Origin of the sequence: Methanohalobium evestigatum Z-7303, from assembly GCF_000196655.1 — an archaeon.
Taxonomy (GTDB): Archaea; Halobacteriota; Methanosarcinia; order Methanosarcinales; family Methanosarcinaceae; genus Methanohalobium; species Methanohalobium evestigatum.
Window position 1 is genome coordinate 1,723,726 of record NC_014253.1, and the last position, 21,824, is coordinate 1,745,549.

18 protein-coding genes, 2 tRNA genes and 3 rRNA genes are annotated in these 21,824 nt (G+C 41.2%); 8 read left to right on the forward strand and 15 right to left on the reverse strand.

Features of this window, described 5'->3' with window-relative positions:
• The first annotated feature begins 10 nt into the window (after positions 1 to 10).
• Entirely contained in the window at positions 11 to 2,290 is a 2,280-nt protein-coding gene (locus METEV_RS08570) for a DEAD/DEAH box helicase (protein ID WP_013195120.1), read from the forward strand.
• A gap of 7 nt (positions 2,291 to 2,297) precedes the next feature.
• Here the strand turns inward: METEV_RS08570 and METEV_RS08575 are convergent, their stop codons facing one another.
• Positions 2,298 to 2,726, reverse strand: a complete 429-nt coding sequence (locus tag METEV_RS08575) for an Sjogren's syndrome/scleroderma autoantigen 1 family protein (protein WP_013195121.1) — start codon at positions 2,724 to 2,726, stop codon at positions 2,298 to 2,300.
• A 363-nt stretch (positions 2,727 to 3,089) separates the two neighbouring features.
• On the opposite strand from METEV_RS08575, the gene METEV_RS08580 reads away from it, so the two are divergent.
• From METEV_RS08580 to METEV_RS08600, 5 genes are all read left to right on the forward strand, one after another.
• Positions 3,090 to 3,365, forward strand: coding sequence for a UPF0147 family protein (locus tag METEV_RS08580; protein WP_013195122.1), 276 nt, complete (start codon positions 3,090 to 3,092; stop codon positions 3,363 to 3,365).
• A 186-nt stretch (positions 3,366 to 3,551) separates the two neighbouring features.
• Positions 3,552 to 4,184, forward strand: coding sequence for a translin family protein (locus tag METEV_RS08585; protein ID WP_013195123.1), 633 nt, complete (start codon positions 3,552 to 3,554; stop codon positions 4,182 to 4,184).
• A 20-nt stretch (positions 4,185 to 4,204) separates the two neighbouring features.
• The gene (sepS, locus tag METEV_RS08590) at positions 4,205 to 5,824 is read left to right on the forward strand and encodes an O-phosphoserine--tRNA ligase (RefSeq protein ID WP_013195124.1); all 1,620 of its coding nucleotides are present in this window, start codon (positions 4,205 to 4,207) and stop codon (positions 5,822 to 5,824) included.
• Positions 5,817 to 6,575, forward strand: coding sequence for an endonuclease V (locus METEV_RS08595; protein WP_013195125.1), 759 nt, complete (start codon positions 5,817 to 5,819; stop codon positions 6,573 to 6,575). The genes sepS and METEV_RS08595 overlap by 8 nt, the downstream gene beginning before the upstream one ends.
• On the forward strand, positions 6,514 to 7,173 hold the full coding sequence (locus tag METEV_RS08600; RefSeq protein ID WP_013195126.1) for a DUF169 domain-containing protein: 660 nt from the start codon (positions 6,514 to 6,516) through the stop codon (positions 7,171 to 7,173). Before METEV_RS08595 ends, METEV_RS08600 begins: the two co-directional genes overlap by 62 nt.
• A 51-nt stretch (positions 7,174 to 7,224) precedes the next feature.
• Here METEV_RS08600 and METEV_RS08605 read toward each other — a convergent pair whose 3' ends face one another.
• The 4 genes from METEV_RS08605 to METEV_RS08615 all read right to left on the reverse strand — a co-directional run bounded on the left by METEV_RS08605 (position 7,225) and on the right by METEV_RS08615 (position 9,577).
• Positions 7,225 to 7,614 (reverse strand): DUF473 domain-containing protein, encoded by a 390-nt coding sequence (locus tag METEV_RS08605; protein ID WP_013195127.1) that lies wholly within the window; start codon positions 7,612 to 7,614, stop codon positions 7,225 to 7,227.
• Between the two features lie 28 nt (positions 7,615 to 7,642).
• Positions 7,643 to 8,404, reverse strand: a complete 762-nt coding sequence (locus METEV_RS08610) for a proteasome assembly chaperone family protein (protein WP_013195128.1) — start codon at positions 8,402 to 8,404, stop codon at positions 7,643 to 7,645.
• A 141-nt stretch (positions 8,405 to 8,545) separates the two neighbouring features.
• Positions 8,546 to 8,701, reverse strand: coding sequence for a hypothetical protein (locus tag METEV_RS12405; protein ID WP_013195129.1), 156 nt, complete (start codon positions 8,699 to 8,701; stop codon positions 8,546 to 8,548).
• 42 nt (positions 8,702 to 8,743) lie between these two features.
• Positions 8,744 to 9,577: a F420-dependent methylenetetrahydromethanopterin dehydrogenase gene (locus tag METEV_RS08615; protein ID WP_013195130.1), complete on the reverse strand. Its 834-nt coding sequence runs from the start codon at positions 9,575 to 9,577 to the stop codon at positions 8,744 to 8,746.
• 354 nt (positions 9,578 to 9,931) lie between these two features.
• Between METEV_RS08615 and serB the strand changes: the two genes are divergently transcribed.
• Positions 9,932 to 10,612 (forward strand): phosphoserine phosphatase SerB, encoded by a 681-nt coding sequence (serB, locus tag METEV_RS08620; RefSeq protein WP_232216846.1) that lies wholly within the window; start codon positions 9,932 to 9,934, stop codon positions 10,610 to 10,612.
• A 57-nt stretch (positions 10,613 to 10,669) separates the two neighbouring features.
• Complete coding sequence (locus tag METEV_RS08625) at positions 10,670 to 11,536, forward strand: coiled-coil protein (protein ID WP_013195132.1); 867 nt, start codon at positions 10,670 to 10,672, stop codon at positions 11,534 to 11,536.
• Positions 11,537 to 11,562: 26 nt separating this feature from the next.
• On the opposite strand, the gene METEV_RS08630 is transcribed toward METEV_RS08625, so the two are convergent.
• The 10 genes from METEV_RS08630 to METEV_RS08670 form a co-directional block, all read right to left on the reverse strand.
• Positions 11,563 to 12,711 (reverse strand): radical SAM/SPASM domain-containing protein, encoded by a 1,149-nt coding sequence (locus tag METEV_RS08630; RefSeq protein ID WP_013195133.1) that lies wholly within the window; start codon positions 12,709 to 12,711, stop codon positions 11,563 to 11,565.
• 17 nt (positions 12,712 to 12,728) lie between these two features.
• Entirely contained in the window at positions 12,729 to 13,886 is a 1,158-nt protein-coding gene (locus METEV_RS08635) for an NAD(P)/FAD-dependent oxidoreductase (RefSeq protein ID WP_013195134.1), read from the reverse strand.
• Positions 13,887 to 13,908: 22 nt separating this feature from the next.
• Entirely contained in the window at positions 13,909 to 14,850 is a 942-nt protein-coding gene (locus METEV_RS08640; protein ID WP_013195135.1) for a UbiA prenyltransferase family protein, read from the reverse strand.
• Between the two features lie 45 nt (positions 14,851 to 14,895).
• On the reverse strand, positions 14,896 to 16,356 hold the full coding sequence (gene tgtA, locus METEV_RS08645) for a tRNA guanosine(15) transglycosylase TgtA (RefSeq protein ID WP_013195136.1): 1,461 nt from the start codon (positions 16,354 to 16,356) through the stop codon (positions 14,896 to 14,898).
• A 164-nt stretch (positions 16,357 to 16,520) separates the two neighbouring features.
• Positions 16,521 to 16,642: ribosomal RNA gene (gene rrf / locus METEV_RS08650) — 5S ribosomal RNA — on the reverse strand.
• 22 nt (positions 16,643 to 16,664) lie between these two features.
• Positions 16,665 to 16,737, reverse strand: a tRNA-Cys gene (locus METEV_RS08655).
• Between the two features lie 179 nt (positions 16,738 to 16,916).
• Positions 16,917 to 19,838: ribosomal RNA gene (locus METEV_RS08660) — 23S ribosomal RNA — on the reverse strand.
• A 1-nt stretch (position 19,839) separates the two neighbouring features.
• Entirely contained in the window at positions 19,840 to 19,986 is a 147-nt protein-coding gene (locus METEV_RS12410; protein ID WP_157197239.1) for a hypothetical protein, read from the reverse strand.
• Positions 19,987 to 20,040: 54 nt separating this feature from the next.
• Positions 20,041 to 20,113 (reverse strand) — tRNA-Ala (locus METEV_RS08665).
• Between the two features lie 82 nt (positions 20,114 to 20,195).
• A 16S ribosomal RNA gene (locus METEV_RS08670) occupies positions 20,196 to 21,674 on the reverse strand.
• The 16S, 23S and 5S rRNA genes sit together here with 2 tRNA genes alongside, the layout of an rRNA operon.
• Positions 21,675 to 21,824: the final 150 nt, after the last annotated feature.

Here is a 21,824-nt window from a genome sequence, read left to right on the forward strand (position 1 = left end):
TATTTTAAATATGGCAGATTACATCAAGCATCCACTGATAAAAGAAAATACTGTTGAACAGCGACTTTACCAGTTAAATCTTGCTGGTACTTCATTAAACACTTCCAGTTTAGTGGTACTGCCAACAGGACTTGGTAAAACTACTGTAGCACTTCTTGTCATCGCATCAAGGCTGGAAAAATTCGGCGGCAGGGCATTGGTACTGTCACCCACCAAACCTCTTGTAGAACAGCATGCTCATTTCCTCAAAAGTACTCTGGCAATACCAGAAAACAATATACAGGCTTTTACTGGAAACACATCACCTGAAAAACGTGCAGAATTGTGGGAAAATTCCAGTGTTATAGTATCAACTCCACAGGTTATTGAAAATGACCTTCTTGCAAAAAGAATCGACCTGAATGATGTATCACACATAACGTTTGACGAAGCACATCGTGCTGTAGGGAACTATTCCTATACCTACATTGCAGAAAAGTATTATGAAAATGGCAAAAATCCTCTATGTCTGGGTATTACTGCAAGTCCCGGAAGTGACGATGAAAAAATAAATGAAGTCTGTGAATGCCTCCAAATCCAGTCCGTTGCTGTCAAAACCGAAACCGACAGTGATGTATCACCCTATATCCAGAAAAAACAAATCGACTGGAAATATGTCAAACTTCCAGATGAAATAAAAAAACTCAAACAATTACTGGAAAAAATCCTTGATGACAGATTCGCCAAATTATCCGACACCGGATACACAGTTCCAAAAAAGAAGAAAGCTACAAAGAAAGATTTACTGTCACTTCAAAGCAGACTACATGCACAGCTGCGCAATGACCCTGACCCGAATATCTATAATGCTCTGTCGCTACTGGCTGAAATCCTTAAAGTAAACCATGCTCTTGAAGTTCTTGAAACACAGGGTGTGGATGCCCTTACCAAATACTACGACAGACTTGACAGAGAAGCAGGGCTAAAGAGCGGAAGTAAGGCTTCCAAAAGGCTGGCTGAAGACCCTTATATGCAGCAGATTTCTCACAGATTAAAGGAGTGCAGTTCAGAACATCCGAAACTGGAAATGACCAGAGAAATTGTATCTAAACAGCTGGAAGAAAATCCCGATTCCAGAGCTATTGTATTTACCAACTACAGGGACACTGCTGAGATGCTTGCAAATCTGTTATCTGAAATGGATGGTGTGTATCCCATACGATTCGTTGGACAGAGCTCAAAATACAACGACAAGGGTTTGACACAGAAACAACAGGTTGAGATTATTGATAAATTCAAAACTGGAGAATACAATGTTATAGTTTCAACATCTGTAGCTGAAGAAGGGCTTGATATACCTTCAACCGACCTTGTACTTTTCTATGAACCTGTACCATCCGAAATCAGAAGTATACAAAGAAAAGGTAGAACTGCCAGAAAACAGGAAGGAAGAGTTGTTGTACTGGTCACCAAGGAGACAAGGGATGAAGCATATTACTGGAGTAGTGTTTCAAAAGAACGCAAGATGCAAGATAATATGAAATATCTACAAGATATTATGTCCCAGAATAATGAAAACACATCTGGTTCTGGAAAAAGTGAAAACAACCAGAAGAAACTTTTTGATTTCGAGTCTGAAACCAATGTTGATACTGGACAACCTCCCGACTTCCTGAACGTCCTTGTCGACCAGCGAGAGACAAAGAGCACTGTTGTACGTTCTCTTGAAAAACTGGATGTTGATTTTACAATCAAAACCCTTGAAATCGCGGATTATATTGTTAGCGACCGTATAGCAATTGAGCGTAAAAGCTCAGTAGATTTTGTAAATTCATTGATAGATAAAACACTGTTTGAACAGGTATCCAACCTTTCCCGAATGTATAAAAAACCCTGTTTGATACTGGAAGGTGATGGTATGTTTTCTGCCAGACAGATTAATCCGAATGCTGTCTATGGCACACTTATCTCACTGGAACTTGATTTTGGTGTATCAATATATTATACCCGGGATGAAAAGGACACTGCATCTGTTATCAGGCTGCTGGCAAAACGTGAGCAAAAAGATGAAAATCGAGACGTCAGTATGCACGGAAAAAAATCCGCACCACTGCTTTCAGAACAGCAGGAATATGTAGTATCTGCAATTTCTGATATTGGTCCAAGGGCAGCCCGCAGTCTGCTAAAATATTTCGGGTCTGTTGAAAATATAATGAAGGCAAACTATGAAGAACTGCAGGAAGCAGAACTTATAGGACCAAAGACCGCTTCAAAAATCAGAGAAATTGTAGGAAGTAAATATAAATCCTAAACACAGGTTATCTATTCCTGTCGATTTTTTCGACCAGTTCCATCCCACGCTCGATTATATCAAAATATTCAAACACTCTTCTGGTGTCATTTTCCTCCTGCATCATCTGTGCAACACTGTTTACTTTTTTCAACACAAGGTCTCTTGTTAATTCTACATCTGAATCCTTGGATATTGTTGTAGTTTCTGGTTTTCCATTTTCAACTGAAACCTGTTCTGATTCTTCATTTGAATTTTGATATCCCTCATCCGTTGGATATTGTGGTTGAGAAGTTTCATTAATTGGTTCTTCCCTGTCCTGACATACTGGACAAATTATTTCCCCCTGATATCTAAAAAGGGGAGAACCACAGCTTTGACAGTGCTGGGATAGCATTGTCGCTCCACATTCCAACATTTTTGATATTTTGTCCAGTTCCTGGTCTTCAGTACTCATATAATCATCTCTTTTCTGTTATATGTAAATTATACTTGCATTTCCTAAATAGTTAATTCCACATCATAACCGGTTTGACAGTTACTTAAGGATGAGGTTATTTAATGGTTATGAAAACATAAATTTTAAAAATCTACTAAATCATCTCAATCCAGGTTATAAACAGGATAATATAGAAAATATGAATATTATAACTAATATCATTATTCCGCTTGGTATTTGTTGATGGGTTGTAGTAATCAATTCAATAATATGATAAATTTATATGAATGAAAGTATTTATATAACAACAACGATGTAGAAATACTTAACTATAGCTTATTTTATATTTTAGGTTAAGAGAGTTAATCCAAGGTGATAGATATGTCGGATGAAGTTAATGTTGACGAAGTTATAAATCAGTGTGTTCAGATTCTGGAACAAATAGCCAATGATAATTCTGTACCGCGAAACATAAGACGGTCTGCAAGTGAAGTTGTGGACAAACTGCAAAATGGTGACGAACAGCTATTCCTGAGGGCTTCATCCAGCATTTCCATACTGGAAGATGTAAGCAATGACCCGAATATACCATTGCATACAAGAACATTGATATGGAATGTTGTGAGCCAACTTGAAACAATACCTACCGATAAATAAGTAGATAAAAAGCAGAGGAATATCTGCTTTTACCATACTTATACTACTTACTATTTTATAGGCACAACTGTATATTGAATTCATTTTGGATTAACATTTTCCTTTTTCAGGATATATTCCAGCCTAAAATAACTACTAATTAAGTCACCAATACTATTAAAATCTTGTAAATTTTAAAGGTTAATAATGATTAACGATATTACAGCCAAAATTCTGGAAGACTTTGATTCAAAGGATAAGGCACGAGAAAAAGGTCTCACTCTTTCAAGGGACGTGGTGCGCATCTGTAGGAGTGTTATGTACAACATCCACAACAAAAAATTTGACAAAGCACACAAGATGTTAAATGATGCACATGAATCCCTTGAGCAAATAAATACAGAACTAGGAATTTATCCTGATATATATTATGGCGGGTTTGTAGGGCACGCACAGCAGGAATATGTAGAATGTGTTGTTGTATATCATCTGCTTTACAATGAAGGGGACATAAACAAAATACCATCTCCAGATGATTTAAATGTAGGGTATGCAGCATATCTGAACGGAATGGCTGACGCCGGTGGTGAATTAAGAAGACACATTCTTGATCTGATAAGGCAGGACAAACCTGAAAAAGGTGAAACGTATTTGGACATAATGGAATCCATGTTCTCAAATCTGATGATGTTTGATTATCCAGATGCCATAACACACAATCTCAGACAAAAAACTGACAGACTGCGTTCTATTGTTGAACGCACACGCGGAGACCTAACTAACGCCCTGCGCCAGCAAAAACTTGAAGAGACAATGAAAAAATTCGAGTCGAAGTTATAATTCATGATTGAGGACATAGTATGAAATTTGACCCAGAAAGTTTCAAACAACTGGCTAAAGAGGACTTTGATGCTGCATGGAACAGTGGAAATGATGTAGTTAAACAACCCGCACTTAACGAACAATACCCCCACATCTCACTAAAATATGGCAAACCTCATCCTGTTTATGATACCATCAATAAACTCAGGGAAGCATATCTTCGTATGGGTTTTGATGAAATGATGAACCCTCTGATTGTGGATGAGCAGGAGATACATCGACAATTTGGACACGAGGCACTTACTGTACTTGACCGTTGTTTCTATCTGGCGGGTCTAGCACGTCCAAATGTAGGTATCCCAGAAGAAAGAATCAATTCAATAAAAGGTATCCTTGGTGACATAGGGGATGAAGGAATAGAAACTATCAGAAAAATCCTTCATTCATATAAAAAAGGAGATATTGAAGGCGACGACCTTGTAATCGAGATATCAGAACAACTGGGAGTTTCGGATACTCATGTAGTTGAAATGATAGATAAAGTATTCCCGGAATTTAAAGAACTTGTACCTCAATCCACAAGGAAAACATTAAGAAGCCACATGACAAGTGGATGGTTTATCAGCCTCAGTTCACTGCTGGAAAGGGAATATCCACCGTTCCACTTTTTTTCAATCGACAGGTGTTTCAGAAGAGAACAGCAGGAAGATGCTGCACGGCTTATGACATATTATTCTGCTTCCTGTGTAATTATGGCTGAAGATGTAAGCGTTGATTATGGAAAAGCCGTTGCTGAAGGATTGTTATCACAATTTGGATTTGAAAAATTTAAATTTAAACCTGATGAAAAACGCAGCAAATACTATGTTCCGGATACACAGATAGAAGTATTTGCCTATCATCCAAAACTTGTCGGCTCAAATACCAGTTATTCCGATGGATGGATAGAAATCGCAACATTTGGTATCTATTCTCCTGTAGCTCTTGCCCAGTATGATATACCATATCCTGTTATGAATCTTGGTATGGGTGTGGAAAGACTTGCCATGATATTAAACCTTGCTGAAGATGTTCGTGCCATGACATATCCACAACTTACAAAATACAGCAATTGGGTCATGAAAGACAGAGACCTTGCAAAAAAGGTATTTGTGGACAAAACCCCTCTGACTGATGAAGGGAGAAAAATCTGTAAAAATATTGTGGAACAATGCGAATTACATGGTTCTGAACCAAGCCCCTGCGAATGTTTTGTATGGGAAGGAACAATTGAAGGCAGATATGTTAAGGTATGGGTCGTCGAACCGGAAGAAGATACTAAATTATGCGGACCTGCTGCATTTAATGAAGTCGTGGCATACTATAATGATATACTTGGCATACCAAACAATAAAAAATGGCAGAAAGCGTTTGAAAACGATTCGGCACGTACAGGTATCAGGTTTATAGATGCTTTTGCCTCAAAGGCGGCTTTTGACATCGAAGAAGCGGTTGCAAGCGGTGAAACAGAGACTGAAACCAGAGTCAGGATCGTAAAAGTTCCTTCTGAAATCAATATCAAACTCGACCCACTTGCTCAAAAATATATAACCGGTAAAAATAAAAACATAGAAGTCCGGGGACCCGTCTTCACCACTGTGAGGGCTAAGATTGAATAAAAATTATTCTGAAAAATTGTTCAACCCTGATACCTATGACAGAGACAATCTCATACAGATTCAATCAAAAATCGCCTCAAGTATATCATATGAAGATGATTTTGAACCTCTTGAAATCATTGGTGGATCGGATTGTGCATTTGTGGATGATTTGATTATCTGTGGTATTGTTGTACTTAACTACAATACAATGGATGTAATTGAAAAAACGCATATTATCCAGAAGGTAACATTTCCCTATATTTCGACCTTCCTTTCATTCAGAGAAGGCGATGCCATTGCATCTGCACTTTTTAAACTGGATAATATTCCCGACTTGCTCATGTTTGATGGGTGTGGTATCAATCATCCTCGAAAGGTGGGTATTGCGTCGCATGTGGGTGCTGTCCTTGACATACCTACTATAGGTGTTGCCAAAAAAATCCTTTGCGGAAATACTCAATCCGGTACTCCAGAATCAGTAGGTGTTTCTAAACCCCTTGTTTATAAAAGTAAAACAATAGGTTATCTTTACAAATCCAAAAAAGGGACAAATCCCATTATAATAGCTCCGGGTCATCGTGTATCACTTGAGAGTTCACTGGCGATTGTGAAAGATTGTATCAAAAACCATAAACTGCCTGAACCAACACGACTTGCCCACAACCATGTAAACGATGTGAAAAAACAACTCCAATATAGGTCTAACAATGAAAACATCAACAAATGGACAGGATATAAAAATTCCAAACATAAAGGAACTGATGGATGATGGTGAACCGGTATGTGTTACATTTATAGATTCTAAAACTGGTAATCAAATATCAGAAAATACACAATTTCTTTTTTGTGAAATGGTGCAAAAAGCTCGGTATGGGGAAACATTCAATGTAGAAAAAGACAGGTGTCCTGTCGGCAATTATGTTCTGGGTATAAATGATAAAAAACCGTTTGAGTATTACCTAAAATCTGGAAGATATAAAGACAGGGATGCAGCCTACAATGCATCTGTATTATTACCCAGAATAAAAAAAATATATAATTATATTCGAATCGAACCTCTGTCCAGAAACAAAAAACAGTTTGATGTTTTAATTCTTTTTTTAAAACCCGCGTCTGCAATGCGAATTATACAGGCATTTTCTTACCAAGAAGGAAAACAGGTCAATATAAACACTCTCGGTGCGGCATCAGTATGTGGAGACTGTACAGCAGTCCCAATTTCTGATGGTATTGGTGTATCATTTGGGTGTAAAGGTTCCCGGAAACACAGTAATTATAGAAATACGGAAGTTCCGCTGGGGATCGGTTTTGAAATGATTGAAAGAATTGAAAAAGGGCTGGTAAATACCCCAAAAACACGGAATTAAAATAAAAACTAAAAATAAAAAAGATTATGGTTGGTTAGCAACCCTATTAATTTATCTTGCCTCATAACATGATAACAGTTCAGCCTCTACTCTTGTAATTTCTCCGATATCATTGGAATGTACTTTACGTACCCTTGCTGATGCTCTTGGGTCCAGTTGAATTCTTGCTGTTGTTGTTTCACGTTCTTCATAAAACGTTTCGGTACTACTAAAAGTTCGATGAGTAGATATTTGATGTTTCATTATACGTGCAACAACTCCTGTAGTACCGGATGTTAAGTCCTGTATACTTGTATGGGTAAGAAAAACAAAGTCACCCACATTGAGTTTTAGTGCAGTAAAAAAGTTATGAGGACTTCGAATCTCCACTGTTCTCAGTGTATCATTTTTTAGTTCTCTCATCACATTTTCAGCAATACCAGTTAATGCGACATATTCCATAGTTTTTCACCTCTAAAATTAAAGCCGCTTACCCATACATCGGGAATTCTCTTCTGTAACCCGGCTGTTGTTCTGAGGACTTGACATCTTCTGCAAGCCTCTGCATCTCTGATTCGATTTTTTCTGCCTGTTCAAAGAGCTCTTCTGTATTGATGGAAAGACCATATAAGGAATTCAATACTTCCAGAACCGCTGCCGCCGCTCTCGGATCTGGATTCTGGGTCTGTGTCGAACCAAGCAAACTCACAGCCGGCAAGTCCCGCATCAGACATTCTGACATTACACTTCCTGATATACCCGAGATAGTACCCATGTTGAATACTTCTATATGGTCCCTGATTTTGTCAAGCATTTCACTGTTTGTCGCTGCACCAAATACATGTGTTTCTTCGGATTCTTCCATGGTTGTAATACCTGCTATAGAAACAACCTCTTTTACATTGATGGACTTTGACCAGCCAACAAGTGCCTTGCTTATATCATAGGATACTGACGGATTGATTGGTACATCAGACACCACAAGCAATAAATTGTATTCTTTACTTTCATAAACCCTAACTGGCATTGTAACCAGTCCCTGATACAACACCACTATCGGTGGGAAATATTTTGATTCGATAGAACCTTTATAGGTCATATTTATTTTATCTATTATCTGCTGACTCGCAATATTCCCGACAAGACCGATCCCAGGAAATCCTTCTATAAGTACTGGATTTTCAGTTTCGATTGGTTCTGTAACAATACGCACATTGTCATCTTCATATACATTCGACAAAATAATCACCATCCTGATTATGTCTATAAATCTGAGCCACACTCAACTCCCAGATTAATCATTATACAGTAGTATCTTATATATCTACTATCATATAAGAAACCACTTGTAGAAAAATATCCAGTTTTGATTAGTTTAAAAATAGTAAATCATTTATCTGGATTTGTCGGTTTCATCATCTGTTCTATATTCCTGCGATGGTGTAGTATTTTGTTTAAGTTCAAACCCCATTTTCAAAAAGGCTGCCGTAAAAGCAACAACTACAAGAAATATTATAATACCTATTGTAAAAGCAATTAAAATGTCCATATATTAAAAAATAAAAGAGAAAAGTAGATATTAACTTTTCGTTTATTGTGGTTTTTCATACAGTTTTGTCTTGCTAAGAACTTTGCCTTTCTTGGAGTGAGGTTTCCTGAGAACAGTATCGTTTGTTTTCTCGATTTCTCTTGCCTCTACAGCAAGTTCTGCTGCAGCTCTTATCATTTCATGCCCTGTTGCTGCAGTAAAAGCAACCTCTTCAAGATCCTTTAACATGAAGCATGCAGGGAGATTGATCTGGGATACTTTTTCAGCCATGTGCAGAGCAGCAAGTGCCTTTGCTTTTGCATAGGGGTTGCTGAATCCAGACCTTTCTATACATGTCTGTGGTTTGGCATAGATATGTGGCATCTCTATTTCATCACCAGATTTACCTTCATCTACCTGTGATGTCAACTTATCCAGTTCTTCCTGGACAAGGCGTACTGCTCCACATGTGGATAGTACTTTCATTACATCAGAATTAAAGGATGCCATTTCTTCAGGGTCAAGGAACTCGGTCTTTGCACCGATTAACGGGTCGACAGGTAAAATTATATAACCGAAACCTTCATCTTCAATAGCCTGTCTGTCATCCTTTTTGGTTGGTCCATCAGAAATTATCAGACAGGGTTTATCCTTCCATAGTTGACGTGCTTCTGTTGGTCCTGGTGTACTAGCATTTGGACTGATGATGATTACAAAATCAGGGTCAAATTCTTCTTTAAATGCTTCAGTATCAGCAGCATCTTCCTTTGACATCTTGGGACCTGTACCATACACACGGGTAGTAATTCCTTCTCTTGCTGCTATTTCGTCTTCAAGAAGGTCTACTACCTGGCTCATTCCTAAATTACCTAATTTGATGAATCCTACTTTTACCATATAACGTCCTCCTTTGAGATTTATATTAAACACAATATTCCAGAGTTTGCTGGATTTATTCTTATAACTGTTTTTGTATTAATATATATTTTATCAAATTTTCTTTGCATGCCCCTGCAAGCAAAAATAATTTATTATAAGCAACCATTACATGATATTTAAAAGATACGGATTTTTTCCAGTTTATTGGTTTCATATCTATATATTTCAATGAATATAATTAATTATCAAAGAGTTATATTAATTGTTGAAACCAAATTATCCGAAAAAATTAAATGCATTGTAATCTATGTAAGTTTCAATCCTAGTAATAAGAGCTATTTCCTCATTAGAATTTTCTCTGGGTTTGATCAAGTGAACTCCACTGATAGTAATTTTAATAACGATAAGGGACGTAAAAAATTGATTGTTTTCGATATGGACAGTACCCTTATAGATGCTGAATGTATAGATAAACTTGCAGAAGCAGCTGGTGCTGGAGAAGAAGTATCTGAAATCACTGAGCAGGCAATGGAAGGAGATATAGATTACAAAGAATCACTTGTTAAACGGGTGCAACTTCTTGAAGGTACAGAAATTGAAACTGCACAGGAAGTGATACATAGTCTCCCCATCATGCCAGGTGCCAAAGAATTGGTCTATTACGTCAAATCATTAGGTTATAAAACCGCAATGATATCAAGTGGATTCACATTGGCCACTGATTATATTGGAAGTTTACTTGATATAGAGCATGTAGTTTCCAATGAACTTGTTATAGATAATGGATATATAACAGGTGAAGTAAGAGGACCCCTAACAGAGCAGGATTCCAAGAAATATGTTTTTGAACAGATAGCCCAGATGAATGGTGTACATCCAGAAAATTGCATAGCAGTTGGGGATGGAGCAAATGATATATGTGTCTTTAAAAAAGCAGGCTACTCCATAGCATTTAATTCCAAACCCATACTGCAGGAGTATGCAGATGTGGTCATTACACGTAAAGATTTGAGAGCGATCATACCTGTTATCGAGGCGCTGAATATGGAATGAGGCTATAGATAATATAAAAAATTCCAGCTTTTGCTGGTTCGGGAGGATCAACGAAACATGCTTAAAGAACTGAATGAAAGAAAAAATGAATTAAAAAAACTAGCTGAACAATACAAAGAAAAACGTAATGAGCTCAATACCCAGGCAAGTGAACTCGCTTCAAAACGAAATGAATTAAACAAAAAAACAAAAGACCTGATAAATGAGGCACAGGAATACAAAAAACTCCGAGATGAAAATAACAAACTGGTACAGGAGAACAAGGACAAACGTGATGAATTAAATTCTGAAGCAAATAAACTGTACTCAAAAATCGAACAAATTCGGAGTAAAAACAACATCGATGGTCCTTCCCTGAAAGAAATTGAAAAAGAGATACAACGTCTGGAGTTCACCCAGCAAACAGAAGTCCTTACACCCCAGAAGGAAAAAGAACTGGTAAACAAAATTCAAGACCTTAAAAAACAATACGAAAACAAAAAACAACAGCTTGAAAACAACACAGAAATCCAGAAATTGTCTGAGGAAGCTCAAAAATACAGAGACGAAGCTTCCCAATACCACAATGCACTTGCCGAGTATGCACAAAAGGCTCAGGAATACCACAATAAAATGGTTGAAACATTCAAAAAAGCTGACCAGGTCAGAGAAGAAGCGGATGAAACCCATAAACAATTCGTGGAATACCAAGATGCTGCGGACGAGCAACACAAAAAGTTCATTGCCGTCCAGAAAGATATACGCGATATAGAAAAAGAAATCCGTAATGTGAAAAAATCCGAAACCAGTAGTAAGAAAGCCGAAGAAGAAACTACTGATAGAGATGCAGAAACTATTTTCTCACAGTTCAAAAGTGGTGAAAAGAAACTTACCACAGAAACTTTGCTTACTCTGCAAAAGTCAGGTTTTATGAAAAATAAATAAGAGGTTTTTCACCTCTTTTTTTAAATTTACTTTTTTGGTTCTAAAATACCGAGATAGTTTTCTCTAAATTCAGAATCTCTCATTAAACAGTAATCGGCATCAAACACAGTTTCTTTTTGAATCCTGCCCCAGAGTTCTTTAATTGTATTTTTGTATATATTTCCATAGGACAGAGGCATACATGCACAGGGATATACATCTCCTTCCGGGGTAAAATGCAACCATTTTTTACCTGCAAAACAGCCGGTCATTTCCAGTATATGAGGCACAGAAAAAATTCTTGGACCTTTTATAGAATTGGCATACTTTACAAATCTATCAAATCTTTCATAATCCATGTGAGACAATGTTTCTGCTTCATGGTCTATCCAGCGACCTGTTGGTACTACTTCAAAAAAGGATAGTTCATGAACACCCATTTCATATGCAAGTTCATAGAAATCGTACAACTCATCGATGTTGCGTTTTGTGAGCACTACATACATGTTTACAAGTAATCCTGCATCAAGGGAATTTTTTATAGCAGACATAGCCTCTTTAAAAACCCCTTCCCGACCTCTCATCATATCATGATTGTATTCTTTTGCACTATCCAGACTTACAGTCAACATGTCCAATCCTGCTTTTTTTAAATCCTCTGCCTTCTGCCGGTTCAACCCGACACCGGATGTGAACAAACCTGATATTGCCCGTGTAGAATCCACATAACTTACCAGATTTTCCAGCCCATCATATACAAGAGGTTCTCCCCCGTCAAATATTACAAAAGTAGAACCCATATCAAGGCACTGGTCAATTATGTCCTTCACAGTGTCAGGTTCAAGGCTTTTTTTATTATTGGTATCAGGTAATGCACAGTGGACACAATTGTTTGGACACTGTTCTGTTATTGATATTGTTATCTGTTCAGGTGTATATCTACCAATACGAGCATTTATCTGGGAAGATACTAAGCGGGAAAATGGTTTGCTTGGTATCGGAGGTATCCATGTGGAAAAAATCAGGTAATCATTTTCCACTTTTGCAGGTTTTACTCCATCAAAATATTCAAGCATATTTGAAACAAAAGGTCGCAAAACTGGAGATGCTACACCATCTGTCTTTATTTTTACATATCCGTTATCTACAACCGCATAAACTTTAAAAAACGGATTTTTATAAAGGGTATATTTCATATTATAAACCAACTGGATTATCTATTTCTTAACAATGCTCTATATGATAGTAATGATTTCGGATTATTCCTTAGCAAATACATACCTATCTGCATTGCCTGATTTAAGGGATTTCCTTTAATAAAAGATAAATCCTTACCCTCGAAACTTTTCATCATATCATCGATTTCATCATCATTCATTTTACGAAGAGTTTCAAGAGCTATTCGACCAAGGTAATACTCGGCCCTGAATTCTTTATTCCATATTTTCCTGTATTGTGAAAGTACACTCTTAGATACATCATTTTTGGACAGCGCTTCAGCTGCAACATCACCTGCTATTTGACCCGCACGCATGCCGTATCCGATACCGGATTGACCCGCCGCACCACCAACGACCATAATTCCATCCGAAACTATTTCATCAGGAATACAGGCTATCGGGTCACCACCTGTTTTTGTATCAAGAATCTTTAAGTCATTCAGACCTTTGGATTTTTTAAAGTTTTCTACCCAGTTATTAAAAAATCCAGAAACATCTCTACCATGTCTTCTTACATAAACACCAAGTGTAGCTCTATTACCACCACAGGGTGAATAGGTGGATTTCCAGCCGGGTGCTACATTACCCAGATAATATTCAAACATATCAGGTTTACCTATACCCTCAGATTCAATTTCTGCTTCCATTGCCCATGCTATATCATCTGGATATTTTACCGGGTTAAGACCAAGAAGTCTTGCTATATAGGATTTGATACCATCTGCTACAACGACAACCTTTGCTCGAAATGTACCCTGTGAAGTACTTACTACAAAAAAATCCCCGCTTTTAATTACATTATAAGCTTCAACATCTGTACGTATGTCAACTCCTGTATTTCTGACCTGTTCAGCGTAATAGGTATCAAATTTAGACCGGTCAATAAAAAAACCAGCTGATTTAACTGATACATAATTTCCGGATGGTGATATAATATGTGCGCCATTCAGTTTTTTTATGACATAGCTCTGGTCTACTTCCTCACCTGTTTTGTCAATCATTGATTTAAAAAAAGTATTTGCAGGATGGGTAGATGTTCCAATCTCTGGTTTTTTATCTAAAAGTTTTACGTCTGCACCACCTGATGATGCATTTCTGGCTGCCATCAATCCGGCAGGTGAAGCTCCGATTACAAGCACATCAGCATTCATATTATCAATTTCCTCTTATTAATCACCATAATATTGCAGTATAACCACCTACCAGTGTGGAAAGAAGGACATCTAATATAAGTGAACCAAACATTATGCCCCTATATCTTGACCCCTGAAGGAATAGGTCTCCCCCTCTTTCAGGAGTGGATTTTTTTATAAAATCAAACGACTGCATAATTATCCACAGACCACCTATAACAGACCCTATGAAAAATACAGGACCCAATCTGGCAGTCAAGCCTATAATCAACGAGGCTAATACACCAATAACCCAACATGCAGTAACAAATTTTGCGGTTGCTGTAACTCCAAAAACTACTGGAAAAGTGGGTTTGTTTTTCTCGCGGTCACCATCAACATCTCTTGCAACTCCTGAGAGGGTAAAACCCCAATCAGTTACACACATCATAATTCCCAGAAATATACCTGGAATTGGGAGAATTACCTCATCAGCACCCATTAAAATTCCTGCCGGATCAAACGCCAGCCAGATACCTATAGGCACAAGTCCATAGGCAATTCCAACAGGTACAAAACTGAAAAAAGTTTCACTTTTAGCAAATTTTGAATAAATGCTGATTGTGGCTACTGCCAGTATAAGCACTACAAATGATTCGGGGTTTAAATATAAGGCAGCAACAGAAGCAACTACCACCAAAAAAAGTGAATACATCAGTGCTTTTTTAACCGATAGCTGGGATGAAGCAAGGGGACGGTCAGGAAGGTTTATTTTATCTACATCTACATCACAACAATCATTATACACATACGAACTTGTTATCGCTGCGTATCCACCTATGACTGCTATTATAAAAGGGATAACTGGTGGCAGTGATCCCATTGCCAAATAAGATGCAAGTAAAGCACTTGCTGCCGGCAATGCTAAATCCATATCCGCTATTTCTGGTCTCAGCAATTCAATGTATGGATGTAGCGTTTTTGCTTTTTTTGAGGATACCAATATATCACCGGTTACAAAGGCATAATTTTGGTTTAGTTATAATTATTACTCATATTTTCTTACAAGATTTGCCATTTCAGAAATTTTATCAAGCAATGGATGGTACAAATCATATTCATAAACAAAAGTAAAATTTGCTTCTGGATTCTGTTCAATAAGTTTTATAGTATTTAAAAGTGCCACTTCAATCGATTCATAATCAGGACTGGATATTGTCTCTATATTGAAAGGATAGGTTTCCAACAACTCGACAGGAAAAGTTCCGAGTGGAGGTTTAAACATTAATATATTATCAAACTCATCATCCTGTTTTGTGGAATTACTACGAATAATAGCTGAACCGTTTACAGTAAAACGTTCAATTCGTTTTGAAAAATGCAACACTTCCGGTCTTTTGGATGATTCAGGCCCACAGTAAAAAATTGTCGATTTTGTAACAGGATTATATTTTTCTAACCAGTCAGAATACTTGTACATCGTTTTTAACGCTTCAAGAAGTCTTGGATGCGACCTACAGCGCTGTTCTACCAGTTCAAGCAAATCCCCTTCTTTTATTGATTGTTTAATCAAATTCATTTCTTCAAATGTTACATAGAGATTGTGTTTTGCAAGGAGTTCAACATTGTTTTCTGCGCTTTTAAGTTCCTGTGCAGTATAATTTGCACATACGGGGCAAGAGCAGGGCAAATAATGTAGATTTTCAAGATGGTAAGTTCCATAGACTGTTATATATCGTTTATTCTTTGCATACAATGCATAAGCTGCTGAATCGAATAAATCGCAACCAAGTGCTACCTCAAGTGCAAACCCCATTGGATGCCCTGCTCCAAAAAGATGCACAGGTGAAGAGGGTTTTAGTCCTTTTTTGGATGAAACTATTACATCAACAAGTTTACTATATCGATAATCTTCCATTAAAGGCACGACCGCCCCTATGGGATAGACATCAAAATCAAGTTCTGTTAATTCCTGTGCACATTTTTCTCTAAGATCTGAATATGTTGAACCCTGTACAGGACCCGCAAGTAACATGTCATCTGTAAATTTTTCACGTGCTTTTTTTAAACGTTCTACTGTTGTATTGATTTCAGAACTTGCTTTCTCATAGGAAACATCAGGAGGTGTTGGAATATCAAGAGGTACTGCTATGTCAGAACCTATCTTTTTCTGGAAATCGATTATTTCTTCATTTGTGATTTCTACATCTCCGTAAACAGATAACTGGAAAGAACCCGAATCTGTCATTATGGGACCGTCAAAACCAATAAGTTCGTGAAGTCCTTCATTGAGGGCTTTATCATGCAGTTTTTCGGAGCGATAGATAATATATGAATTGGTTATCAAAATTTGTGCACCGATATCTTTCATTTCATCAATATCAATTAATGGAATATTTGGATTGATAACAGGCATAATTGTAGGGGTCTCTATTGTACCATGCCTGGTTACAAGTTTACCTATTCGCCCTGATGCATCTTTTTGGGTAATTTCAAATATGGATGACATGATTACTCTGGTATGAATTGTTTATTACACTTAAGATTATTCATGGATACCAATATGAAAATATAACAGCTTCAGATGTACTAATAAATGGAACGTTATAAAATAAGTAACATCAGTTGTAAACAAGAAGAAGTAGTGTGTATGTGAATGATAAGGTAAAGTGAGTATGGCAACTATCCGCAGTTCCCAAAGGCTCGCGCACTTTAGTACCGTACGGAACGCGGGCGGGCTTATCTGCTGTGTTCGGGATGGGTACAGGAGTTTCCCCGCCGCTGTGGCCGCCATGCTCACTGTGAATGTGAGTCCAGAGCCAAGGCCCGGATTCGAACCGGGGTCACATCGCTCTGCAGGCGATTGCGTAAGCCACTCCGCCACCTTGGCTGGATGTATTCTTATGTCTATGCTACGCAATCGTCTGCATCGTATTTGAATCTTTCTGTACTAATACGATGGCGTGATTGGTAATAATGATGGATTAGTAGTATCGTGTGATTGCCATGACTGCACTGACCTAAACCTGTTTTAGTAAACGTACCAGATTTCGCCTGGATGAAGCGGTGCGAACCCCGGCACGGAAACTTAGTTGCCGCGGACTTAACACTTCGTTGCCTTGGTGCTTACATCCCGACTCTATCATCCGGTCTTCTACCGGCATCCTTACTGAGGTCTCGTTTTGAGCCGGATTTCGAGCTTAGATGCATTCAGCTCTTATTCCTTGGTGCGTAGCTGCTCGGCAATGCCCTGTCGGACAACCGATCGACCAGTGGCACCGCTGCTCTGTTCCTCTCGTACTAAAAGCAGCTTACCCTCAGACCTCAGACACCCCTAGCAGATAGTAACCGACCTGTCTCACGACGGTCTAAACCCAGCTCACGATCTCCTTTAATAGGCGAACAACCTCACCCTTGGCTGCTGCTGCACAGCCAGGATGGAAAGAACCGACATCGAGGTAGCAAGCTGCCGGGTCGATATGTGCTCTTGCCGGCAACGACTCTATTATCCCCGGGGTAACTTTTCTGTCGTCTTAAGCCCGTATCAAGCAGGACATGAAGGTTCGCTAGAACCAACTTTCGTTCCGCGATCCGCTACTGTGCCGGATCACGTCAGGCCAACTTTTGCTCTTGCACTCTTAAGTGGGTTTCCGACCCACCGGAGTTGACCATTGCGCACCCTTGATATCTTTTCAAGGGCGTCCCGCCCCAGGCAAACTGCCTACCTATCGGTGTCCTCCTTGCGGAGTAAGGGTCGTAGTTCTGGAAGGGTAGTGTCCCAGGGACGGCTCCACCCACGCTGGCGCGTGAGTTTCGACGCCTCCTACCTACGCTGTACATCCAGGACCACAACCCAGCGACAGGCTGCAGTAAAGCTCCACGGGGTCTTCACTTCCCCCTAGGGGTCTCTAGCCTCTGCGCTAGAAAGATATGTTCACCGGACTCTGGCTAGGGACAGTGGGGCCCTCATTGATCCATTCATGCAAGTCGCCAATTAAGCGACAAGGTACTACGCTACCTTAAGAGGGTCATAGTTACCCCCGCCGTTTACAGGCCCTTCTTCCCGTTGGACCGGGTTTTCAGGTGCCCGCACTGGGCAGGATTCAGAGATCGTACTAGCCCTTACGGGTTTGCGATCTCCTATGTTGTTATTAGACAGTTAGAGCCCCCTGGTCACTGCGACCTGCTGTCTTCACAGCAGGCACTCCTTCTCCCGAAGTTACGGAGCTATTTTGCCGAATTCCCTTAGCCAGTATATATCCGACACGCCTTGGCCTTTTCAGCCAGGGGCACCTGTGTCAGTTCTTGGTACGGTCACTCGACTAACCTTTTCACGGGCCCCTGGGTGCAGCCGACTTACGCCATCACGCCTTCACTCCCTTCTCGCCATTACGGCTCTCCGGGTGCTTCAACGCTTGGACAGTGCGACAACACTGCTCGGCCTGCCCTGAGGCGTCAGCGGATCCATCGAGTGGTACAGGAATATTAACCTGTTTCCCTTTCGATGCACTCGAATTACGGTGCACCTTAGGACCGACTAACCCTCGGCTGACAATCATTGCCGAGGAAACCTAGCCCCTTCGGCGGTCAGGATTCTCACCTGACTTTGCTGCTACTCTTACCAGGATTTTCGTTTCCGCACGGTCCACTGGACTTCGCAGCCCAGCTTCTGCCCGAGCGCAACGCCTTCCTAACAGATCACCTCGCGGTGCTCCATGGTATCGGTGGTCGGCTTGAGCCCCGTCCATTTTCGGGGCCCCAAACCTCGACTGGTGAGCTGTTACGCACTCTTTAAAGGATAGCTGCTTCTAAGCTAACCTACCAGCTGTCTAGGGCTTGGGACACCCTTTGAATAACACTTAGCCGACACTTGGGGACCTTAACCACGGTCCGGGTTGTTGCCCTCGCGGACTACAAGCTTACCCCAGTAGCCCAGACTCCACCTGTCTACGACGCCGGTGGGTTCGGAGTTTGACAAGAGGGGTAGGGATTTCTCCCCAGGTCCCTCCAATCAGTGCTCTACTCCACCGACTATCTCGAGATGGGTCATGCTGCGACATGTTTTGGAAGGAACCAGCTGATGCCGGGCTAGATTGGCCTTTCACCCCTAGACGCAGGTCACGCGAACGATTTGCAGATCAGTACCGCTTGCGGTCCTCCACGTAGCTTTCGCCACGCTTCAACCTGCCCACGCCTAGATCGCCCGGCTTCGGATAGTAACTCAGTGACTCCGCGCACTTGTATACGCCGCGCCTCTCCGAAGATGCACGCTTGTTGCTTTCGCTCCGGCTTCCTCAATGACTGAGTTAGCCATCGCCACTGAGATACACTCCCTGGCCCGTTTTTCGAAACGTACGATACGACATCGGCACCGATACCCGTACTACAGCCTCGCGACTGATTCCTTCATACCGGAGTTCCTTGCATGCCGTATCGCTCCGTCACCATCAGGTTTCAGGCACTTTGCACCTCCCTTTTTGGGGTACTTTTCAGCTTTCGGTCACCCTACTAGTACACTATCGGTCTCAAGACGTATTTAGTTTTGGAAGTTGATACCTCCCAAATTCCCGCGGGATATCCAACCCACGGTACTCAGGAACAACACCAGATCCCTCAACCCGAATCTACATGACTGTCACATTCTATGGTCCTGCTTTCCAGCAGAGTTCGACCCGAGTTGACCGGGACCTTTGATACTGCCCTTTAACACCACATTTCCCTTCCATTTCTGGAGGGATTCGGTTTGAACTCTACCGTTTTCACTCGCCGTCTACTAACGGTATCTCGATTGGTTTCTTTTCCTGCTCCTACTGAGATGCTTCAATTCGGAGCGTTCCCGATCATTACTGATCGACATACGTCAGGAGGTCCCATTAGGAGATCCTGGGTTCATTGGCTCCGTGCACCTACCCCAGGCATATCGCAGCTTGGCACGTCCTTCCTCGGCGCTTGAGCCGAGCCATCCACCTGATGGCATATTGCCAGAGTCCGCTCACTTCATCCAGTGAGCGTCTGATACGCTTACTTGCGCAGATTTAGGTCTTGTCTGTAAAATATTACAGACACAGACATGGCTTACACACGATTTCATATCCGCACCGACGTGTCCACCGGTGCAGAATCCATCCTTCCCGGACAATGTAACTTGCCCGGTGCACTGAAAGATAAGAATATGATATTAAACAATCATAAGTGGACTTGCTGGGACTCGAACCCAGGGCCTCTGCCTTGCAAAGGCAGCGATCTTCCATCTGATCTACAAGCCCTCAGAGTTGAGGCAGCCCAACAACTCCTGGAGTTGGATCTGCCAGTTTTTCGATTCCTGACTGGTGGTGAATTCTTTTGCTTAGGAGGTGATCCAGCCGCAGATTCCCCTACGGCTACCTTGTTACGACTTAACCCCCCTTGCGAGATTTAGGTTCGAGCATGACACCTTGGGGTTCATGCCCTCACCCAAACCTCACTCGGGTGGTTTGACGGGCGGTGTGTGCAAGGAGCAGGGACGTATTCACCGCGCTATGTTGAAACGCGATTACTACGGATTCCAGCTTCACGAGGACGGGTTTCAGTCCTCGATCCGAACTACGGCCGGGTTTATGAGATTACCTTCCCCTTTCGGGGTAGGGACCCATTGTCCCGACCATTGTAGCCCGCGTGTAGCCCGGGAGATTCGGGGCATACTGACCTACCGTAGCCCGCACCTTCCTCTGCTTTAGCAGCAGCGGTCCCCACAGAGTACCCATCGTTCCGAAGAACATGCTGGCAACAGTGGGCACGGGTCTCGCTCGTTGCCTGACTTAACAGGATGCTTCACAGTACGAACTGACGACGGCCATGCACCTCCTCTCAGCGATTCAGGTAAGGTCTTCAGCCTGACCCACATATTGCTGTCGCCCCCGGTGAGTTTTCCGGCGTTGAGTCCAATTAAACCGCAGGCTCCACCCGTTGTAGTGCTCCCCCGCCAATTCCTTTAAGTTTCAGCCTTGCGGCCGTACTTCCCAGGTGGCTCGCTTCACGGCTTCCCTTCGGCACTAGGAACGGCCGTACCATCCCTAACACCTAGCGAGCATCGTTTACGGCTGGGACTACCCGGGTATCTAATCCGGTTCGTGCCCCCAGCTTTCGTCCCTCACCGTCGGACCCGTTCTGGTAAGACGCCTTCGCAACTGGTGGTCCTACAGGGATTACAAGATTTCACTCCTACCCCTGTAGTACCTCTTACCTCTCCCGGTCCCAAGTCTGACAGTATCCATTGGAATTCTGACGGTTAAGCCACCAGATTTCCCAATGGACTGATCAAACCGGCTACGGACCCTTTAGACCCAATAATAGCGATCACCACTCGGGCCGCCGGTGTTACCGCGGCGGCTGGCACCGGTCTTGCCCGGCCCTTGCTAACGCATGTATTTTACACATACGGACAGCCAGCATTATATGCTGGCACTCAGTGTCCCCTTATCGCGGTTTCCCGCAGTGTAAAGGTTTCGCGCCTGCTGCGCCCCGTAGGGCCTGGATTCATGTCTCAGAATCCATCTCCGGGCTCTTGCTCTCACAACCCGTACCCGTCATTGGCTAGTAGGTACGTTACACCCACTACCACCTGATAGACCGCAGATCCATCCTTGGGCGGTGTCCCCTTTTAACCACAGAGCCTTCCAGCATCTGTGGCTCATCCGGTATTATCCCCAGTTTCCCGGGGTTATCCCGGTCCCAAGGGCAGGTTATCCACGTGTTACTGAGCAGTTCGCCATGTTCACGAAGAACATATAACTTGCATGGCTTAATCGGACACTGATAGCAGTGATCTCTGGCAGGATCAACCAGAATTTTAGATGAAAAATTTGGTCGAACTCTCTATTGGTCATACCAATTTACTTAAGTCCACCTGGTTAATTACAATCATAGAAATTGCAGGGTTAATTCAGTAACTGAACAGTCCAGCTTTCCCTTTGATAGTGATTGTATAGAATAACAACC

Coding starts and splice junctions, on each gene's coding strand:
- METEV_RS08570 (WP_013195120.1), top strand. CDS start 11: ATGGCAGATTACATCAAGCATCCACTGATAAAAGAAAATACTGTTGAA.
- METEV_RS08610 (WP_013195128.1), bottom strand. CDS start 8,404: ATGGTGATTATTTTGTCGAATGTATATGAAGATGACAATGTGCGTATT.
- METEV_RS08580 (WP_013195122.1), top strand. CDS start 3,090: ATGTCGGATGAAGTTAATGTTGACGAAGTTATAAATCAGTGTGTTCAG.
- tgtA (WP_013195136.1), bottom strand. CDS start 16,356: ATGTCATCCATATTTGAAATTACCCAAAAAGATGCATCAGGGCGAATA.
- METEV_RS12405 (WP_013195129.1), bottom strand. CDS start 8,701: ATGGACATTTTAATTGCTTTTACAATAGGTATTATAATATTTCTTGTA.
- METEV_RS08630 (WP_013195133.1), bottom strand. CDS start 12,711: ATGAAATATACCCTTTATAAAAATCCGTTTTTTAAAGTTTATGCGGTT.
- METEV_RS08635 (WP_013195134.1), bottom strand. CDS start 13,886: ATGAATGCTGATGTGCTTGTAATCGGAGCTTCACCTGCCGGATTGATG.
- METEV_RS08575 (WP_013195121.1), bottom strand. CDS start 2,726: ATGAGTACTGAAGACCAGGAACTGGACAAAATATCAAAAATGTTGGAA.
- sepS (WP_013195124.1), top strand. CDS start 4,205: ATGAAATTTGACCCAGAAAGTTTCAAACAACTGGCTAAAGAGGACTTT.
- METEV_RS08600 (WP_013195126.1), top strand. CDS start 6,514: ATGAAAACATCAACAAATGGACAGGATATAAAAATTCCAAACATAAAG.
- METEV_RS08615 (WP_013195130.1), bottom strand. CDS start 9,577: ATGGTAAAAGTAGGATTCATCAAATTAGGTAATTTAGGAATGAGCCAG.
- METEV_RS08625 (WP_013195132.1), top strand. CDS start 10,670: ATGCTTAAAGAACTGAATGAAAGAAAAAATGAATTAAAAAAACTAGCT.
- METEV_RS08605 (WP_013195127.1), bottom strand. CDS start 7,614: ATGGAATATGTCGCATTAACTGGTATTGCTGAAAATGTGATGAGAGAA.
- METEV_RS08585 (WP_013195123.1), top strand. CDS start 3,552: ATGATTAACGATATTACAGCCAAAATTCTGGAAGACTTTGATTCAAAG.